The organism is Leifsonia sp. fls2-241-R2A-40a (assembly GCF_030209575.1).
GTDB lineage: Bacteria > Actinomycetota > Actinomycetes > Actinomycetales > Microbacteriaceae > Leifsonia.
In genome coordinates this window covers 259,777-274,697 of sequence record NZ_JARVRS010000001.1, presented here as the reverse complement: position 1 = coordinate 274,697, position 14,921 = coordinate 259,777, and the positions used below count along the sequence as shown (strand labels likewise).

General features: G+C 72.9%; 15 protein-coding genes. 4 read left to right on the top strand and 11 right to left on the bottom strand.

Features of this window, described 5'->3' with window-relative positions:
- Positions 1 to 61: 61 nt before the first annotated feature.
- Positions 62 to 2,623 carry a DUF4062 domain-containing protein gene (locus QRN40_RS01375; RefSeq protein ID WP_285113694.1) on the bottom strand — a complete coding sequence of 854 codons (2,562 nt, stop codon included), beginning with the start codon at positions 2,621 to 2,623 and terminating at the stop codon, positions 62 to 64.
- A gap of 127 nt (positions 2,624 to 2,750) precedes the next feature.
- On the opposite strand from QRN40_RS01375, the gene QRN40_RS01370 reads away from it, so the two are divergent.
- Entirely contained in the window at positions 2,751 to 3,026 is a 276-nt protein-coding gene (locus QRN40_RS01370; RefSeq protein WP_285113693.1) for a hypothetical protein, read from the top strand.
- Between the two features lie 19 nt (positions 3,027 to 3,045).
- On the opposite strand, the gene QRN40_RS01365 is transcribed toward QRN40_RS01370, so the two are convergent.
- The 6 genes from QRN40_RS01365 to QRN40_RS01340 all read right to left on the bottom strand — a co-directional run bounded on the left by QRN40_RS01365 (position 3,046) and on the right by QRN40_RS01340 (position 8,048).
- On the bottom strand, positions 3,046 to 3,693 hold the full coding sequence (locus tag QRN40_RS01365) for an NADPH-dependent F420 reductase (protein ID WP_285113692.1): 648 nt from the start codon (positions 3,691 to 3,693) through the stop codon (positions 3,046 to 3,048).
- 37 nt (positions 3,694 to 3,730) lie between these two features.
- Positions 3,731 to 4,912: an OmpA family protein gene (locus QRN40_RS01360; RefSeq protein WP_285113691.1), complete on the bottom strand. Its 1,182-nt coding sequence runs from the start codon at positions 4,910 to 4,912 to the stop codon at positions 3,731 to 3,733.
- 11 nt (positions 4,913 to 4,923) lie between these two features.
- Positions 4,924 to 5,832 carry a hypothetical protein gene (locus QRN40_RS01355; RefSeq protein WP_285113690.1) on the bottom strand — a complete coding sequence of 303 codons (909 nt, stop codon included), beginning with the start codon at positions 5,830 to 5,832 and terminating at the stop codon, positions 4,924 to 4,926.
- A 10-nt stretch (positions 5,833 to 5,842) separates the two neighbouring features.
- The gene (locus QRN40_RS01350; protein ID WP_285113689.1) at positions 5,843 to 6,196 is read right to left on the bottom strand and encodes a hypothetical protein; all 354 of its coding nucleotides are present in this window, start codon (positions 6,194 to 6,196) and stop codon (positions 5,843 to 5,845) included.
- Positions 6,183 to 6,854: a hypothetical protein gene (locus tag QRN40_RS01345; RefSeq protein WP_285113688.1), complete on the bottom strand. Its 672-nt coding sequence runs from the start codon at positions 6,852 to 6,854 to the stop codon at positions 6,183 to 6,185. Before QRN40_RS01345 ends, QRN40_RS01350 begins: the two co-directional genes overlap by 14 nt.
- 93 nt (positions 6,855 to 6,947) lie before the next feature.
- A complete protein-coding gene (locus QRN40_RS01340; protein WP_285113687.1) occupies positions 6,948 to 8,048 on the bottom strand; it encodes an ABC transporter permease in 1,101 nt (366 codons plus the stop codon).
- An 87-nt stretch (positions 8,049 to 8,135) separates the two neighbouring features.
- Here QRN40_RS01340 and QRN40_RS01335 point away from each other — a divergent pair, with 87 nt between their 5' ends.
- Positions 8,136 to 8,735: a TetR/AcrR family transcriptional regulator gene (locus QRN40_RS01335; RefSeq protein ID WP_285113686.1), complete on the top strand. Its 600-nt coding sequence runs from the start codon at positions 8,136 to 8,138 to the stop codon at positions 8,733 to 8,735.
- Positions 8,736 to 8,768: 33 nt separating this feature from the next.
- Here the strand turns inward: QRN40_RS01335 and QRN40_RS01330 are convergent, their stop codons facing one another.
- Genes QRN40_RS01330 through QRN40_RS01320 form a run of 3 tightly spaced genes read right to left on the bottom strand, consistent with a single transcriptional unit; the run spans position 8,769 to position 11,760 of the window.
- Positions 8,769 to 9,458, bottom strand: a complete 690-nt coding sequence (locus QRN40_RS01330) for a glycosyltransferase family 2 protein (protein WP_285113685.1) — start codon at positions 9,456 to 9,458, stop codon at positions 8,769 to 8,771.
- Positions 9,455 to 10,732, bottom strand: coding sequence for a bifunctional PIG-L family deacetylase/class I SAM-dependent methyltransferase (locus QRN40_RS01325; protein ID WP_285113684.1), 1,278 nt, complete (start codon positions 10,730 to 10,732; stop codon positions 9,455 to 9,457). The genes QRN40_RS01330 and QRN40_RS01325 overlap by 4 nt, the downstream gene beginning before the upstream one ends.
- Positions 10,726 to 11,760 carry an acyl-CoA dehydrogenase family protein gene (locus QRN40_RS01320; protein ID WP_285113683.1) on the bottom strand — a complete coding sequence of 345 codons (1,035 nt, stop codon included), beginning with the start codon at positions 11,758 to 11,760 and terminating at the stop codon, positions 10,726 to 10,728. The genes QRN40_RS01325 and QRN40_RS01320 overlap by 7 nt, the downstream gene beginning before the upstream one ends.
- Before the next feature lie 103 nt (positions 11,761 to 11,863).
- On the opposite strand from QRN40_RS01320, the gene QRN40_RS01315 reads away from it, so the two are divergent.
- Positions 11,864 to 12,712: an ABC transporter ATP-binding protein gene (locus QRN40_RS01315; RefSeq protein WP_285113682.1), complete on the top strand. Its 849-nt coding sequence runs from the start codon at positions 11,864 to 11,866 to the stop codon at positions 12,710 to 12,712.
- The gene (locus QRN40_RS01310; RefSeq protein ID WP_285113681.1) at positions 12,709 to 13,494 is read left to right on the top strand and encodes an alpha/beta fold hydrolase; all 786 of its coding nucleotides are present in this window, start codon (positions 12,709 to 12,711) and stop codon (positions 13,492 to 13,494) included. The genes QRN40_RS01315 and QRN40_RS01310 overlap by 4 nt, the downstream gene beginning before the upstream one ends.
- Here the strand turns inward: QRN40_RS01310 and QRN40_RS01305 are convergent.
- Positions 13,487 to 14,881, bottom strand: coding sequence for a DUF2252 domain-containing protein (locus tag QRN40_RS01305; protein ID WP_285113680.1), 1,395 nt, complete (start codon positions 14,879 to 14,881; stop codon positions 13,487 to 13,489). The two genes, QRN40_RS01310 and QRN40_RS01305, sit on opposite strands and share 8 nt — an antisense overlap.
- Positions 14,882 to 14,921 lie beyond the last annotated feature (40 nt).

Below are 14,921 nucleotides of genomic sequence, written 5' to 3'. Positions count from 1 at the left end.
ATCCGGCGGAACCCCGGCACCATTCAGGTGCCGGGGTTCCATCACTTAAGGAGCCGGCGAGTCAGTTCAGGCTGGGTTCGGACAACGCCTCCGCCACGGCCTGCTCGACGGTGAGCTCGCGGCCCTCCGCGACGGCCTCGGCGAGGCGACCGGGCGCGCTGACCGACGCCAGGCGGTCCAGGTAGCGCTGGTGGAAGGTGAACGTCGGCCCGTTGTGCGTGCCCGACCGCTCGCGCAGCGCGTGCGCGGCGCCGGCCAGGCGGCCCGCACGCTCGACGTCCCCCGCGAGCGCGGCCACGGCGGCCAGCCCCTCCAGCCCGTACGCGATCCCCTCGATGTGGCCGAGGGAGGTCGAGAGCGTGACGCTCAGCGCGAAGTCCTTTCTGGCGTCCTCCGGCGACCCCAGCAGCAGGTGGGCCCAGCCGAGGTGGTAGGCGGCGATCCGGCCGCCGACCGCGTCCCCGCTGCGCTGCGTGAGCGACAGCGACTCGTCGAACCGCTCGAAGGCCTCGCGGAGCTTCTGTTCCAGGAGGGACACCCGGCCGAGCAGGACGAGCGCCATCGACTCGCCCCACACGTCCCCGGTCTCGCGGAACAGCTGGAGGCTGCGCTCCATCACCTCTGCGGCGCGCGCGGTGTCCGGCTTCTCTCCGGCCATCAGGGCGAGGGCGAGCGAGATCTCCGCCATCGCCTCGCCGGACCGGTCGCCGCAGCCGCGGAACAGGTCGGACGCCTCCGAGAGGTCGGCGGCGACGCGTCCGTCCGGGTCCTTCCAGAAGCGGATGGTGCGGGTGAAGTAGAGCGCGATGGCCCGCGTGCGGTCGCCGAGGGTGTCACCGGACTCGAGCGGCTCGTCCATCCAGGTCCGCACCTCGCCGAGGAGGCCGATGACCCAGAAGTAGAGGAAGAGGTTGAACGCGAGTTCGGCGGCGCGGTCCCAGTCGCGCGCATCCAGCAGGTAGCGCTCGGCGGCCCGGAGGTTGTCGCGCTCGTCGCCCAGCCGCTGCATCCACTCGCGCTGGCCCCCGCCCTTGAGCGGGAGCTTCGCACGTGCGCCGAGGTCGATGAAGAAGCGGGCGTGCGCGTCGCGGGCACGGTCGAGCTCGCCGTCGCTCTGCAACTGCTCGCGCGCGTACTCGCGCACGATCGCCTGCATGGTGAAGCGCGGCCGGTCGTCGCTGTCGTGCTGCGACACCAGGCTGGAGTCGACCAGCATGCCCAGGTCGAAGAGCACGTCCGCTCCGTCTGCGCCGTCCGCGCCGACGAACTCGGCGGCTTCCAGCGTGAAGCCGCCCTCGAACGCGCCGAGGCGCGCGAGCAACCGCCGCTGCTCCGGGGCGAGCAGCTGCGTGCTCCACTCGATGGTGCGGCGGATGGTCTGCTGCCGTTCCGGCAGGTCGCGGGAGCCTCCGACGAGCACGGACAGCCGGCGGTCCAGGCGGTCGAGCAGCTCGGCGGGGGACAGCACCCGGATGCGGGCGGCGGCCAGCTCGATGGCGAGCGGGACGCCGTCCAGCGCTACGCAGACCCGGGCCACCGACTCCGCGTTCTCCGCGGTGATTTCGAAGTCGGGCTTCACAGCGTGGGCGCGCTCGACGAAGAGGCTGACGGAGGAGTCCTCGGCCAGTGGGCCGACCTCGTAGCTCTGCTCGGCGCTCACCCGCAGCAGGGAACGGCTGGTGACCAGCAGCGCCAGCCCGGGAGCAGCGGCCAGGAGGCCCGTGAGCAACGGCGCGGCGTCCAGCACCTGCTCGAAGTTGTCGAGCACGAGCAGGATGCGACGGTCGTGCAGCGCCGTCACCAGATTGTCGACGACGGGCGCGTCGCCCGTGTCGCGCACTCCCAGCGCCTGGGCGATGCGGTTGGGCACCTGCCGCGGATCGTGCACCGCCGAGAGATCGACGAACACGGCGCCGTCCTCGAAGTCCTGGGCGGCCGCACGTGCTGCGGCGATGGCGAGGCGGCTCTTCCCGATGCCACCCGGGCCGGCCAGCGTGACGAAGCGGGTGCCGCGCCTCAGCCGGTCGACGATGGCGGCGATGTCGGCGTCACGGCCGACCAGGCCGGTGAGCGGGACGGGAAGGCGCACCGGCTCCACCACGCGGTCGGCGTCGCTGGCGACATCCGCGGTGACGAGCGCCCTGCTCTGGTCGAAGCGCTCGGCCAGCAGGGTGGCGAGGTCGTTCTCGATCAGCTGCGCCAGCTCCTTCGGGCTCTCGAAGTACTTGTAGGCGGCGCGGTCGTCGTCACGGATGCGGGCGAGCAGGGTCGCGAGTTTCGGCTCGCGGTTGTCGGCGGGGCTCTTGACGTAGAGCAGACGCGGCAGCTCCGGTGGGCAGAGGTTGTACTCGTCCTCGAGGCCGGACACCTCCTCTTCCGGAGCTACCCAGCCGTAGCGCTCCCAGTACAGGCCCAGGAAGACGTCGCTCTGCTCGAGGTAGGCACGGTACAGCTCGCGCGGGGGATGCGGACGCGCCCCGAGCTCGAACATCACCGGGGCGAGATGCAGCCGTTCGATGGCGGTCCGCGCTGCCCGGCGCTCAGCGGCGAGCTCCTGCAGCGTGGACGAGACGAAGATCCGCAGCCGTTGATCCGGCGTGCGGATTACATGAGGGTGGCTCATGTAACGTCATTGTGTTGCGTTCGCATGCAAAAGTACAGAGGGCAAGCACGGCGCGCGCTCCTAGCATGAGCGCGACCAGCTGCGCAAGGCTCTTCAGCCGCCTCTTCGACCGCGGTTAGCTAGGCACGTGAAAGAAATCGCGTGGTACGTCCTGGGGTTCGCGGGAGTGGTGTCCGGCATCGCTTTCGCGCTTCTGCTGGCACCGGATGCGGCCCCCGCTGCTGCCGGCTCCGGCGGCCTTCTCCAGCACCTGACGCCCAGCCAGTGGGCCGATCTGGTCATCGCACTGGTGTTCGCGGCTGCGGCGTTCGTCGCCGGCAGCTACCTGACCTCCCGCGCGGCCGCCGAGGCCGACGACAGCCCCGTGACGGTGGACCTCATCACCGCGGAGACCGTCGGCTGAGGCCCACCGCCCAGGCGGGTCACATGTCGCGGTAGCGCTTCGCGGCAGCGAGGGCCTCACGGAGGCCCGCTGCATCGTAGCGGCGGACGTACGCCGGGGTGTCGCGCTGGGCGCGCCATCCCTCGGACAGCTCGCCGACGTCGACCACGTCGAAGCCGAACTCGTCGATCAGCTCGGCCACCCGCGTGCGGGCGCCGGCGTCGTCTCCGGCCACGATGAGCGCGCGACGGTCCGGAGATCCCGCGGGCAGGCTCTCGCTCGTGAGCTCCCGCGCACCGATGTGGTTGAACGCCTTCACGACCTTCGAGGTCGGAAGCACCTTCTGCAGGCGCTCGGCGACCGTGGTCGAGTCGTCCTCGAGTTCGGGGATGGTGCCGTCGCGCTGCGGGTAGTAGTTGTTCGTGTCGATCACGATCTTGCCCGCGAGCTCCGCGACGGGGAGGGTCTTCTCCGCGGCGAGGGGAGTCGTGACCACGACGAGGTCTCCGGCCGCGGCCGCCTCGGCGGGCGTCGCCGCACGAGCGTGCTCGCCCAGCTCCTCGACGAGCGCCTGAAGCGTCTCGGGCCCGCGCGAGTTGCTGAGCACCACGTCGTAGCCCCGCGCGACGGCGAGGCGGGCGAGTTGCGATCCGATGTGTCCTGATCCGATGAGTCCGATGATCGTCATAGTCGCCGCAACGAACCGGGCCGCCGGATGATTCCCGTCAGCCGCACAACCCGACGCCGGCGGACGTGAGGATGACGGTGCGGTTCTGCTCGGCGAGGGCGTCCGAGTAGGTGCCGGCCGCATCCTTCTCGTTCTTCCAGCCGCACCATTCGAAGCCGACGCCCGCCGTCTGCATCAGGGACGCGGGCACGCCGAGGCCCACGAGGGCGGCCTTCACGGCGTCCGCCCGGCGCAGAGACAGGGCGGTGTCGGCCGCGTTGTCGGCCGCCTGGTCCTTGGAGGCGGTCCCGGTGATGGTGACGACCTTGCCGTTCTGCTCGATCGCGGGCACGAGCGTGGCGAGCACCTTCTGTGCGGCGCCCGGGTCGGAGAAGTCCGCGGTGTCCTTGGTGAACAGCAGTTCGCTGTTGCGGATCACGACCGGGCGCGACCAGTCCGTCTTGGTGGCGACGGCCTCGACCGTCACCGGCGAGACGGCCGGGAGGCCCGCTGGCGCGCTGCCGGAGGCGGGCTCGGGAAGCAGCGACAGCGTCCCGCCCGCGGCCTTCACCACGGCCGACCAGATCGCCTCGAGGTTGCTGCGAGCCGGCACGGTCAGCGGCTGCTGCGCGCCCGCGGTGTCGCCCATCCCGGCCCAGTAGACGGTGACGCCCTTGAGGTCGGTCGGGAGCAGGCCCCGCGAGCTCAGGTCGGAGACCACCTGCGCGGGGTCGGCGTAGAGCAGCCCTGTACCGGCGAAGTTCAGCGGGTCGGTCGTCTGCAGGCCGCTGCCGACCACGATGACGCCCATGGGGTCGCTGCCGAGGTTGCGGGCGGCCTGGTCGATGGCGCCGAGGAAGTCGACCTCCGGCGCGGACGCCTTGAGCCCGTCGATGTAAGAGGTGATCTGCGTGAGCTTGGTGCGCTGGTCGTTCTGGCAGACGATGGCGTCCTGCGCCGACGAACCGAGCGCCGTCGTCCCCATCACCTGCGGGGTGCCGGAGGGCACGACCACCGTCACGCTGCCGTTGGACGTCCCCGCCGCCGCGAGCTGCGCCGAGGCGGACGCCGGGAGCGCGACGGTCGGGGCGTTGGCCGTGCTGCCCGCGACGACGCCGAGGTTGCGCTTGTGCGACTGGTCGCAGGCCTCTCCGGAAGCGGTGGCGGAGGCGCAGGCGGTCAGGCCGGCGCACAGGGCGAGGACGGTCGCGACCGAGAGGAACAGCCGGGAGCGGGGCACAGAGGAGCCTTTCACTGGATGCCGGACGCCGGGTCCATGGATGCGGGGCCGGCCGGGGCCGATCCGCCCGGAAGGAGAGGAGGCGCGGTGTCCGGGGCCTCCACGCTGCGGCGGGCCCGCAGCTCGCGGATGATCTGGCTGGTGCTCTCCGGATCGCGCTCGCGCTGCGCCAGGCGGGTGGCGAGCTGCGCGCGCACCACGTCCATCCGGGAGTGGAAGGTCACGCGGGCTCCGGCGTACCGGACGGCGTCGTGGGCGTCGAGCTGGAGCGCCAGGCGCGCCCGCTCCTCCGCCGCGACGGCCTCGCCGAGCAGGCGGTCGCGGTGCACGCGCAGCCGGGTGGCGTGCGCCTGCGCCTTCTCGGCCGCGCTGAGGAGCGGTCTCGTCGTCAGCCAGGCGACCACGAAGCTGAGCGCTCCGGAGGTGACCAGCACCCCCAGCATGAGGAACGCCATGATCGTGTCCGGAGCGGTCCACGAGAAGCCGGCGGGAGCCGCGGTCTGCGAGCCGCCCACCAGCCCGGTGAGGCCGCCGGCGCTCTGCGCGTCGATGCCCGCTTTGATCCGCGCGACGGTGATGGCGGCGAGGATGGCCGCCCAGACCAGTCCGAGGACCACGGCGGTGGCGATCCACCGGCGGGACATGACCCCGGCCTGCACGCGCCTCAGCAGGATGGCGATGACGTGGGGCAGGGTGACGACCGCCAGCGAGATCCCGAGCGTGATGACGTACATCTGCAGCCCGATCGAGCCGTACTGGCTGTCGTTGCGGAGCAGCAGGGTGAGCGCCTGCGAGAGCAGGATGTAGTCGACCGCGATCATGGCGACGAGCAGCACGTAGACCATCGCGTGGGCGAAGGGGGAGATGTGGCCGACGCGGGGGCGCAGGCGCGGCGGGCGGGTGACGATGTCGCGTGCCATGGGCGTCCTCTCAGGCGTAGGTGTGGAAGTCGGGATCGTGACCGGCGAGCTTGGCGTCGAGTCGTTCGACGTCCTGGTCGGCGCGCCGGATGTCGGCCTCGGCGCGGTCGAGCGCCCGGCGGATGAGCTCCTGCCGCGACTGCGCCTCGGCCACGCGGGCGGACGCGACGGCGACGTTGCGGGTGCGCTGGCGTTCCAGGTCGGCGACCCCGGCGCGCTCGAAGGCGGCGAGCTCGTGCTCGAACACCTCCAGTGTCTCCACGTCGACGGCGTGGCGCATCCGGCGGAGGCGCCAGAGCAGCCGTCGGCGCAGGCCGCCGGTGCGCGGCACCCGGTAGTCCGTCAATCGATCACGCCGGGGCATCGGTCCTCCTGTGGTGGGTGTCGTGGCCGGCGGTCACGCCGGCGGCGTCCTCGCCCGCGGTGCGGGCGGCCGCGATGGGATGCAGGGCGTCGACCGCGGTGCCGCGGGAGGTCAGCCAGTCCGAGCGCCGCAGCGTCGGGGGCTGGGGTGCGACCCGGCCCGACGTGGTCTGCCGCAGAGCGCCCCAGTAGACGGCCGCGGCCTCGTCGGAGCGGTCGAACATCCGCGCCGCCCGCAACTGGGCCGCGGTGAAGCGGGCGTTGATGAGCGCGCTCAGCTCGTCGGTGCGACGATGCGCGCGGCGGATGCGGCGCTCCAGCCTCCGGAGCTCCTCGAACGCCGCTCCCTGCGCCTCGGCGATGCGGAAGCGGTCCGCCTCCGGGAGCCGGTCGAGCCGCTCGTCGTAGGCATCGAGGTCCGTGCGGAGCGCCGAGGTGAGCACGCGGTGCTCGGTCAGCTCGCTCCGCATCCGGCGGAAGAAGCGCTGCTCCTCACGTCGTGCGTACGCGTCCGCGCGCGCCTGCAGGGTGGCCACCGTGGGGGTGGTCGCCTCGCCGCGACCCGCGTCCGTGTCGTGCGCGGCGGCGGCGTCGCGGCGCGCCAGCCGCGCCAGGCGGCGCCGGACGAGTGGCCCGAGTCTGAGCGGCTGCGAGGTCATAACGGGCGAGCGTACGGAGCGGGCCTGTGCGTCCCCTAGGTGAACGGCGAAGGAAGCCCGAGCGTGACCGAACCGTGACCGAAGCCGCGCCGATCAGGCGGCGGCCTCGGTCACCTCCTGGTTGCGGAAGTGCCCGGCCACCATGGCGACACCGCCGACCACGGCCCACCCGGCGAGCACCAGCCACGGGAACGATGCGTCCGCCTGGGGGAAGTACGACAGGTCGCGCAGCAACGAGACCGAGGCGCCGGGCACGAACCACTGGCCGACGGCGCCCCACGGAGCGGCCACGAACTGGAGGGGCTGCGCCGCCGACGAGAGCGGGTTGCCGATCAGAACGGTCACCACTGCGCCCACGGCGATGCCGATCCGGCCGAGGAGCGCATTCATGCCGACGATGAACGCGGCGGTCGCGAACATCGAGAGCGACACGGCCAGCGCGTTCAGCCAGAAGTCGCCCTGCAGGACCCCGAACCATCCCTGCAGGATGCCGGTGACGGCCAGGCCTCCGGCCACCGCGTAGACGGCGACGGCACTGAGTCGCCGCCAGCTGCCGGCGATCAGGATCGAGATGAGGATGCCGCCGATCATGCCGCCGAGGACGAGGGGGAAGGAGGACGCCGTGAGACCGAGCCCGCGGGCATCCGTGGAGGCGAGCGGCACGACGTCGGTCACGGTGACGGTCACCGTCGGCGCCTTCGTGCCCGCCGGCGCCTTCCCCGCGGCGACGGCCTGCTGCACGGCGGCGTCGGCCTGCTGCTGGACCTGAGCCTGCAGGCGCGTCGCCAGCTGGCCGAGCAGCTGGCTGACGGCTGCGCCGTTCGCGGAGGCCGTGAGGACTTCGGGCTGCTCGCCGAGCACGATCGCACCGTCGACCTGACGGGTCTCGATCAGGTGGACGGCGTCCTCGCGGGAGGAGGCGGTGGTGAGGTCGAACGCGTCGCCGGCGCTCTTCTCCAGCTGCGACTGCACCGCGCTGACGGTCGCCGGATCACCGGCGATGGCGAGGGGCAGCTCCTTCACGGAGGAGGTGACGGTCGGCCAGAGGAACGCCAGCAGGATCACGACGACGGCGACGCCCGCGCCGAGCGCGAGGACGATGGCACGCCCCCAGGGCGTGTGGACGACGCGCGGGGGTTGCGGCTCGGAGTCCGGGCGGACCGGGACGGTTTCGGCGGGAGCTGCGGTGGTCATGGTGCCTCCAAAAACGAATGATCGTTCTTTATACTCCATCGGATGTCCGCTAAAGTCAAGAACGATCGTTCTTTATGGGAGGGACGCATGCCGAAGGTCACCGAGGAGCACCGCCAGGCGCGGCGCACGCAGATCGCCCAGGCGGCGCTGCGGTGCTTCGCGCGCGCCGGCTTCCAGCAGACCTCGATGGCCGACATCATCGCCGAGTCCGGCCTCTCGGCCGGCGCCATCTACGGCCACTACAAGAACAAGGAGGAGCTGGTCGAGCTCGCGGTGAGCGCCGTGCTCGACAGCCGGTTCTCCGATGTGGCGGAGGCGGGCAGGCGGGACCCGCTGCCGGCGCCCGGAGAGATGGTCCGGCTGCTGGTGCACGGCTTGCAGGAACAGATCGGCGACCTCGGCCTGCTTCTCCAGATCTGGGGCCAGGTGCCGGTCAATCCGCGGCTCGCCCAGCTCGCTGTCCGCGTCGGCGGACGCATCCGCACCCTCTTCGTCGACTACCTGACCGCGTGGCACCGACAGCAGCCGGGCGTGACGCCCGAGCAGGCCGTCGCCCGGGCGGAGGAGGACGCCAGCCTCTACACCGGGCTCGTCCAGGGCTACGTGACCCAGACCACGCTCTTCGCCGACTTCGACCAGGAGGCGTACCTCGCGGCCGTCGATCGGCTCGCGGGTGCGATGCGCTGACGCCGGAGCGTCGCCCGAGCGCCCACCGCTCGCTCAGGCGCTCTCGCCCGCCAGCGCCTCCAGGTAGCCGGCGTAGCCGTGGGGCGCGCGGCCCCGCAGGCGGGCGGACGTGATCACGGGCTCCCGCTCCGTCGACACGACGACTGCACCGGACTCGCGCAGCCGGGCCGCCAGGCGGACGTCCTCTGCTGTGGTGACGGGCGGGACTCCGCCGGACGCGCGGTACGCCGAGACGCGCACCCCGAGGTTCGCGCCGTGCGCATGGCCGAGGGTCGCTCCGGGAGGGTGCAGCTCCTCCCACACTCCGCGGCGGTCCGCGTCGAGGTCGTCGAGCACGGGGACGACCGCACCCAGGTAGGCGTCGGCGACCCGGGCTGCCCGCAAATGCTCGGCGAGCCATCCACGGGGGACCGTCCCGTCGGCGTCGGTGAACGCCAGCCAGACCTCCGAAGGGTGCTCGCGGACGCCGGCGAGCGCGGCGTCGACTCCGTGCGCCCGGCTGCGCCCGACATTGCGGTAGCCGACCGTCACGGTGCGCACCAGCGGATGCCGGGCCGCGATCGCCGCGGAGGCGTCGGTGCAGGCGTCGAGGACGAGCACGATGCTCGCCGGGATGCCGACGAGGGCGCATGCCGCCTCCACCGAGGTCAGGCACTCCTCGAGGGTCGCGGCCTCGTTCCGGGCGGGGATGACCACCAGGGCGCGGCGGATCGGCGGCCTCACCGGAGCACCTCCAGCACGAACTCCTCGTCGATGTGCCGGACCACCGGCCGCATCCCGGAGCGCTCGATGAAGCGGGCGTGGGCCGACTCGGCGGTCTGCGCGAAGTCGTCCGCGTCCCCCGTCCAGTGGCAGAGCACGACGTCGCCGCCCGCGCGGAGGGAGCCGAGGATCCGGTCGGTCACCGCATCCCATTCGGGTTCGGCGAAGTAGTAGGCCAGTTCCGAGACGACGACGAGGTCGGCGCCGTCCGCGCCGTCCGGCCACTCGTCGGGGATCCGCCTCTGTTCGACGGTCACGGTGGGCCGGTCGTGGAGCAGGCGCGCCGCCGCCTCGACCGCTGCGGCGGATCCGTCCACGGCCGTCAGCACGTCGCAGCGATCCGCGAGCACGGCGGTGGTCTCGCCGATGGAGCAGCCCAGCTCGAGCCCTCGGGCGTAGCGCTCGCGGGGGAGGGATGCGGTGAGCACCGCGCGCCGGCGGCGCTCGTACCAGCGGGTGCGCACGCGCCACGGATCGTCCCGTTCGCTGTGCATCCGCTCGAAGTGGTCGTCGGCGGCGGGCGGCGGCTCGAAGAGCACCTCCTGACCGGTGCCGGCGCGCTCGACGAAGCCGCGGTCCAGCACGCCGTCGGGATGCGCCGGGCTCCGGAGCTGCGTGACGAAGCGGGCGAGCGCATCCTGCTTGCGGGCGCGCTCTGCCGGCTCGAGCGGAACGCGAACCGTGCGTCGCCACGGGACGTCGTCCGGCGTCCCCCACTGCCAGAGCCACACCGGGTACAGGAGGACGCGCTCACCGCGTTCGCGTGCCGCCGCGACCACCTCGCGGCCGAGGGCACGATGGTCGCCGTGGCGGTCGCCGGTCCACGGCGCCAGCACGAGGCGCGTTACCGGGATCCCCGGAGCGGCGTCCAGCTCCCGGCGGATCGCCGCGCGCAGCTCGAGGGTGCTGTGCTTCAGCGCGCCGTCCGGGAGACCGAGCGGCCGGATGCGCGCGTCGCCGGTCTCCCGGGGGAAGCCGAGGGCGTCCAGGGCGGCGGCGAGTTCGCCCAGCCGGTCCGGATCGGAGGCCGTGGCCACCACCACGCTCGCGGAGGCGTTGCGTGCAGCGGCGCGGGCGAGCAGGCCCCCGACGCCGAGCGTCTCGTCGTCGGGATGGGCTGAGAAGACGACGAGGTCGTCGGACCTGTCGGCGAGCTCGGGCACGTCATCCCACTGCGGCAGCGACTCCCAGACCGCGGGCGAGGTGACGGCGGTATACGGGTCGAAGGTCACCACCAGACGGACTCGCCGTCGAGCGAGGATGCGGAGGCGAGCGACTCGAGCCGTGCCGCCAGGGAGGCGTCGTCGGGGCCGCGATGGTACTGCGCCACGTAGAGGTCGAGATCGGCGACCCGCCGGGCCTGCTCCTCGTCGAACGCGAGGGCGGCCGGACCGAGCAGGTCGTGCACGGCGGCGAGGGTCAGCGCGACGCCGTCGGCGACCGTGCCCCGCACCTCGTGCGCGAGGACGGCCGCCGCGTCGTCCGCCACCTGCGCGTCGATGAGGGCCGCCGCGCGCTCCAGCTGGAGGCGGCCCGATGACAGCGCCCGGTAGAGCGCACCGACCCGCGCCGCGAGCAGGGGATTGCCGGGGGTGGCCGCGCGATCGGCCAGCGCCCGGAACAGGGGCACGCACGCGCCCCACCAGCACGCCGCGACGCCGATGCCGCCCCACCGGAACCCGGGCCGCGACAGGTACCAGCCCGGGCCGCCCACCTCCTCGGCGGACGCCCCGTCGAAGCGCAGCGGCCCGCTCTGCACCTCGGCGAGCCCGCGCGCGACCCAGGTCGCGGACTCCGCCTGGACCGACTCCTGCCGCAGATCGACCGTGAACATCCGGCGGTCGTCGCGGTGCCGGGCGGTGACCAGGCCGTGGCTGAGCTGCCCGCCGAGGGAGCACCACGGTTTCACACCGGTCAGCGTCCATCCGTCCGGTCCCTCGACCGCCTCCAAGGCCGCCCCCGGCGCCTCCGCCGCGAAAACGCCCCAGGTCGTGCCCGGGGCCGGCGCGGGAAGACCCGCTTCGGACAGGATCGCGAGCGCGTCGAGGTGCGGCTCCAGCACGCGGGCGGCCGTGACGTCGATGCCGGCGACGCGGGAGAGGGTCCGGAAGCGCTCGGCGGTTCGACCGCTGCCGGGGAGCGGGACGGCGGCCGCATCCACCCGGGCGAGCGCCGCCAACAGGGGAGCGACGTGGCCGGCGGCGTCCGCGGCGGCCTGTTCGTAACCGGTGATCATCGTCGCGGCGGGAGCCGAAGGGGTCATGGCACCACCGTTCCACGGTCGGCGGGCGCGGACGAGTCCCTTGACGCCCGGGTGACCAGTACGCTCAGCGAAGTCACGGCCTCCGCCCGGCTAGGGTGAATCGGTGACCTCGACCGATCCGTCCGTCCCGTCCGGCGCCGTCCTCGAACTCCGCGACGTCACCTTCCGGCGCAGCGGGACTCAGATCCTCGACGGGATCGACCTCACCGTGCGTGCGGGGGAGCACTGGGCGCTGCTCGGGCCCAACGGAGCGGGCAAGTCGACACTGCTCGGGTTCTGCGGCGCGCTCACCTTCCCCACCTCCGGCACGGTGGATGTGCTCGGCCGGCGGCTCGGACGGGTGGAGCTGCAGGAGCTGCGCCGCCACATCGGCCACGTCAACCCGCGCCACCCGGTGCGGTCGCCGCTCGCGGCGACGGAGGTCGTGCTCACCGGCATCACCGGGACGCTCGAACTCCCCATGCGGTGGGACGCGACCGCGGCGGAGGCCGGCCGTGCCCGGGAGCTCCTCCACTCGGTGGGGCTGGACGAGCGGCGCGACGCCCGCTGGCCCACGCTGTCCCAGGGGGAGCGCGGGCGCACGCTGATCGCTCGTGCGCTCATCTCGGACCCGCGCCTGCTGCTGCTGGACGAGCCGACGACGGGACTGGATGTCGCGGCGCGTGAGCAGCTGCTGGAGACGATCGACGGGCTCTCGCACACCGCGCCCGAGCTCGCGTCGGTGCTCGTCACCCACCACCTGGAGGAGCTCCCGGAGACGACGACGCACGCGCTCCTCATCGCGCACGGACGCACCGTCGCGACGGGGGAGATCGACGGCACGATCACCACGGAGACGGTGACCCGCGCGTTCGAGCACCGCATCCGGGTCGAGAAGGCCGACGGCCGCTGGAGCGCCCGCGCGGTGCGCGAGCGAGCGGCTGCCGGACGCGCTGCCGGAGCGGTCGCGTGACCACCTTCGCGACCGCCGACGACGGCACCCGCATCGCGTACGAGGAGCACGGAGTCGGCGTGCCGGTGCTGCTGATCGCCGGGCAGGCGACCGGGATGCACGGCTGGGGCCCGTTCGCGGACGCGCTCGCGCGCGACTTCCGCGTCATCGTGTACGACCACCGCGGGATCGGGGAGAGCGGGCTCGGCGACCCGGCGGCGTACTCCACGCGCGCCTTCGCCGACGATGCCGTGGCGGTGCTCGACGCCGCCGGTGTTGCGGCAGCGCACGTCGTCGGTCACTCGATGGGCGGACGCGTCGCGCAGTGGCTGGCGGCCGACCATCCCGAGCGCGTGCGACGTCTCGCGCTGATCGCCACGACGGCGGGCGACCGCACCGCCGAGCGTCGCGATCCGGCCGTGGTCGCGGACCTGCTGAGCGGCGACCGCGACCGGATGCTGCCCCTCTTCTTCGACGATGGATGGGCTGCCGCGCATCCCGGCGACGTCGACCGCTTCTTCACCCGTGTCGCCACGCGGCCGGCGCTGCGCGGCCACTTCGCCGCGAGCCGCGACCACGACGGCACAGATGCACTCGGGCGGATCCGCGCACGCACGCTCGTAGTGCACGGCACGCACGACGCGCTCACCCCGGTAGCGCACGCGCGGCTGCTCACCGACCGCATCCCGGACGCCGTCATGGTCGAGCTGGATGCCCGTCACGGGCTGCACCTCGACACCCCGGCGGTGGAGGAGACGGTGCGCGACTTCCTCCTCCCGGACGGACAGCGCGCGCTCAGCTGACCGCGAAGGCGCCCCCGGCTGCGGCCTCCACGAAGTTCGCATAGTCGAGCTCTGCCTGGTCGGCGTACAGCTCGGCCCAGTGCGCGACCGCGCGGACGAACGACCCTCTCGAGCCGATGTAGCCGGCGAGGAACGGCGCCTTCGGCGAGCGCGCGTGCGCTCGCGCGAGCACCACGGCGCACGCCTGGGCGTAGTCGTGGAACTGGATCTGGCTCATCGAGGGGATGTCGAACGACGCGTTGCGGTTGCGGAACAGCCGCATGTAGAAGGCGAAACCCTCCACCCGGAGGAAGCCGAGGAACGGGTCGGAGACGGCCTGGAGGATGCGCTGGCAGGCGACGACGCGGTAGCCCTGCTCATCCGGAAGCAGGCTCAGATCGAGGTAGCCGGGCAGGGGCTCGACGCCCCCGAAGCGCTCGACCACCGAGGCGTTCGCCTCCTTCAGCTGCAGGATGACCGCCTCACCGGTGGGCCCGCGCAGCGCGATCACGAAGCAGCGCGTCCCGACGCTTCCGACGCCGACCACCCGGCGCGCGACGTCGTCCAGCCGGAGTTGCGAGGCGAGCAGCGCGGTGTTCGGCGAGAGGGTGTGGCGGTACCGGTCGTACGCGTCCTGGGCGAGCGCCTGCACCTCGGGCTCCGCCCGGGTCTGGATGGGCGGCCGCTCGACGAAACGCAGGGTGCCGTCCGGTTCCGTCTGCAGCGTGCGGCGGGCGACGTTCTCCGTCGTCCGTTTCCGGGACGCCTTGATCACCTGGCGGATGAGGCGCAGGGTCTCCGGGCTGAGCACCTGGCGGCCCGAACGGACCGAGGTCGGGGTGAAGTACCGCTCCACCAGGGGCGTGGCGAGCGCCATCCCCAGCCGGCTGCGATACGCATCGGCCGCCGTCTCGGTGATCTCGCGCAGGCGGTCAGGGGGGATGTTCAGCGAACGTCCGGCCAGCACGACACTGGCCAGCAGGCGCTTGAGGTCCCACTCCCACGGACCGACGGTCGCCTCGTCGAAGTCGTTGATGTCGAACACCATCGCGTTCTCGGGCGACCGGTAGATGCCGAAGTTGCTGAGGTGCGCGTCCCCGCAGATCACCACCTCGGCGCCGGTCGTCGGGGCCGCCGCGAGGTCCGCCGCCTGGATGGCCGCGGTGCCGCGGTAGAAGGCGAACGCGTCGGCGCTCATCCGCTCGATCCGCAGATCGACGAGGTACTGCAGCCGGTCCTCGTGCTGCGCGCGGAGGATGCCGATCGGATCGCGCCCCGGCGGCGGAGTGAACTCGGCGTGCGCGGAGCGCGGCAGCGACTCGCGCGCTGCGCGTCCGGCCTCATACAGCTCCTCCGCCGTGAGCGGGCTCTCGGCCCGTTCTCCCGCTTCGGCAACGTCCAGACTCATGCCGCACCTCCTACCGGAGCGTCGTGCCGCCCGGTCCGGG

Coding starts and splice junctions, on each gene's coding strand:
- QRN40_RS01340 (WP_285113687.1), bottom strand. CDS start 8,048: ATGACCACCGCAGCTCCCGCCGAAACCGTCCCGGTCCGCCCGGACTCC.
- QRN40_RS01320 (WP_285113683.1), bottom strand. CDS start 11,760: ATGACCCCTTCGGCTCCCGCCGCGACGATGATCACCGGTTACGAACAG.
- QRN40_RS01335 (WP_285113686.1), top strand. CDS start 8,136: ATGCCGAAGGTCACCGAGGAGCACCGCCAGGCGCGGCGCACGCAGATC.
- QRN40_RS01350 (WP_285113689.1), bottom strand. CDS start 6,196: ATGCCCCGGCGTGATCGATTGACGGACTACCGGGTGCCGCGCACCGGC.
- QRN40_RS01355 (WP_285113690.1), bottom strand. CDS start 5,832: ATGGCACGCGACATCGTCACCCGCCCGCCGCGCCTGCGCCCCCGCGTC.
- QRN40_RS01345 (WP_285113688.1), bottom strand. CDS start 6,854: ATGACCTCGCAGCCGCTCAGACTCGGGCCACTCGTCCGGCGCCGCCTG.
- QRN40_RS01375 (WP_285113694.1), bottom strand. CDS start 2,623: ATGAGCCACCCTCATGTAATCCGCACGCCGGATCAACGGCTGCGGATC.
- QRN40_RS01365 (WP_285113692.1), bottom strand. CDS start 3,693: ATGACGATCATCGGACTCATCGGATCAGGACACATCGGATCGCAACTC.
- QRN40_RS01305 (WP_285113680.1), bottom strand. CDS start 14,881: ATGAGTCTGGACGTTGCCGAAGCGGGAGAACGGGCCGAGAGCCCGCTC.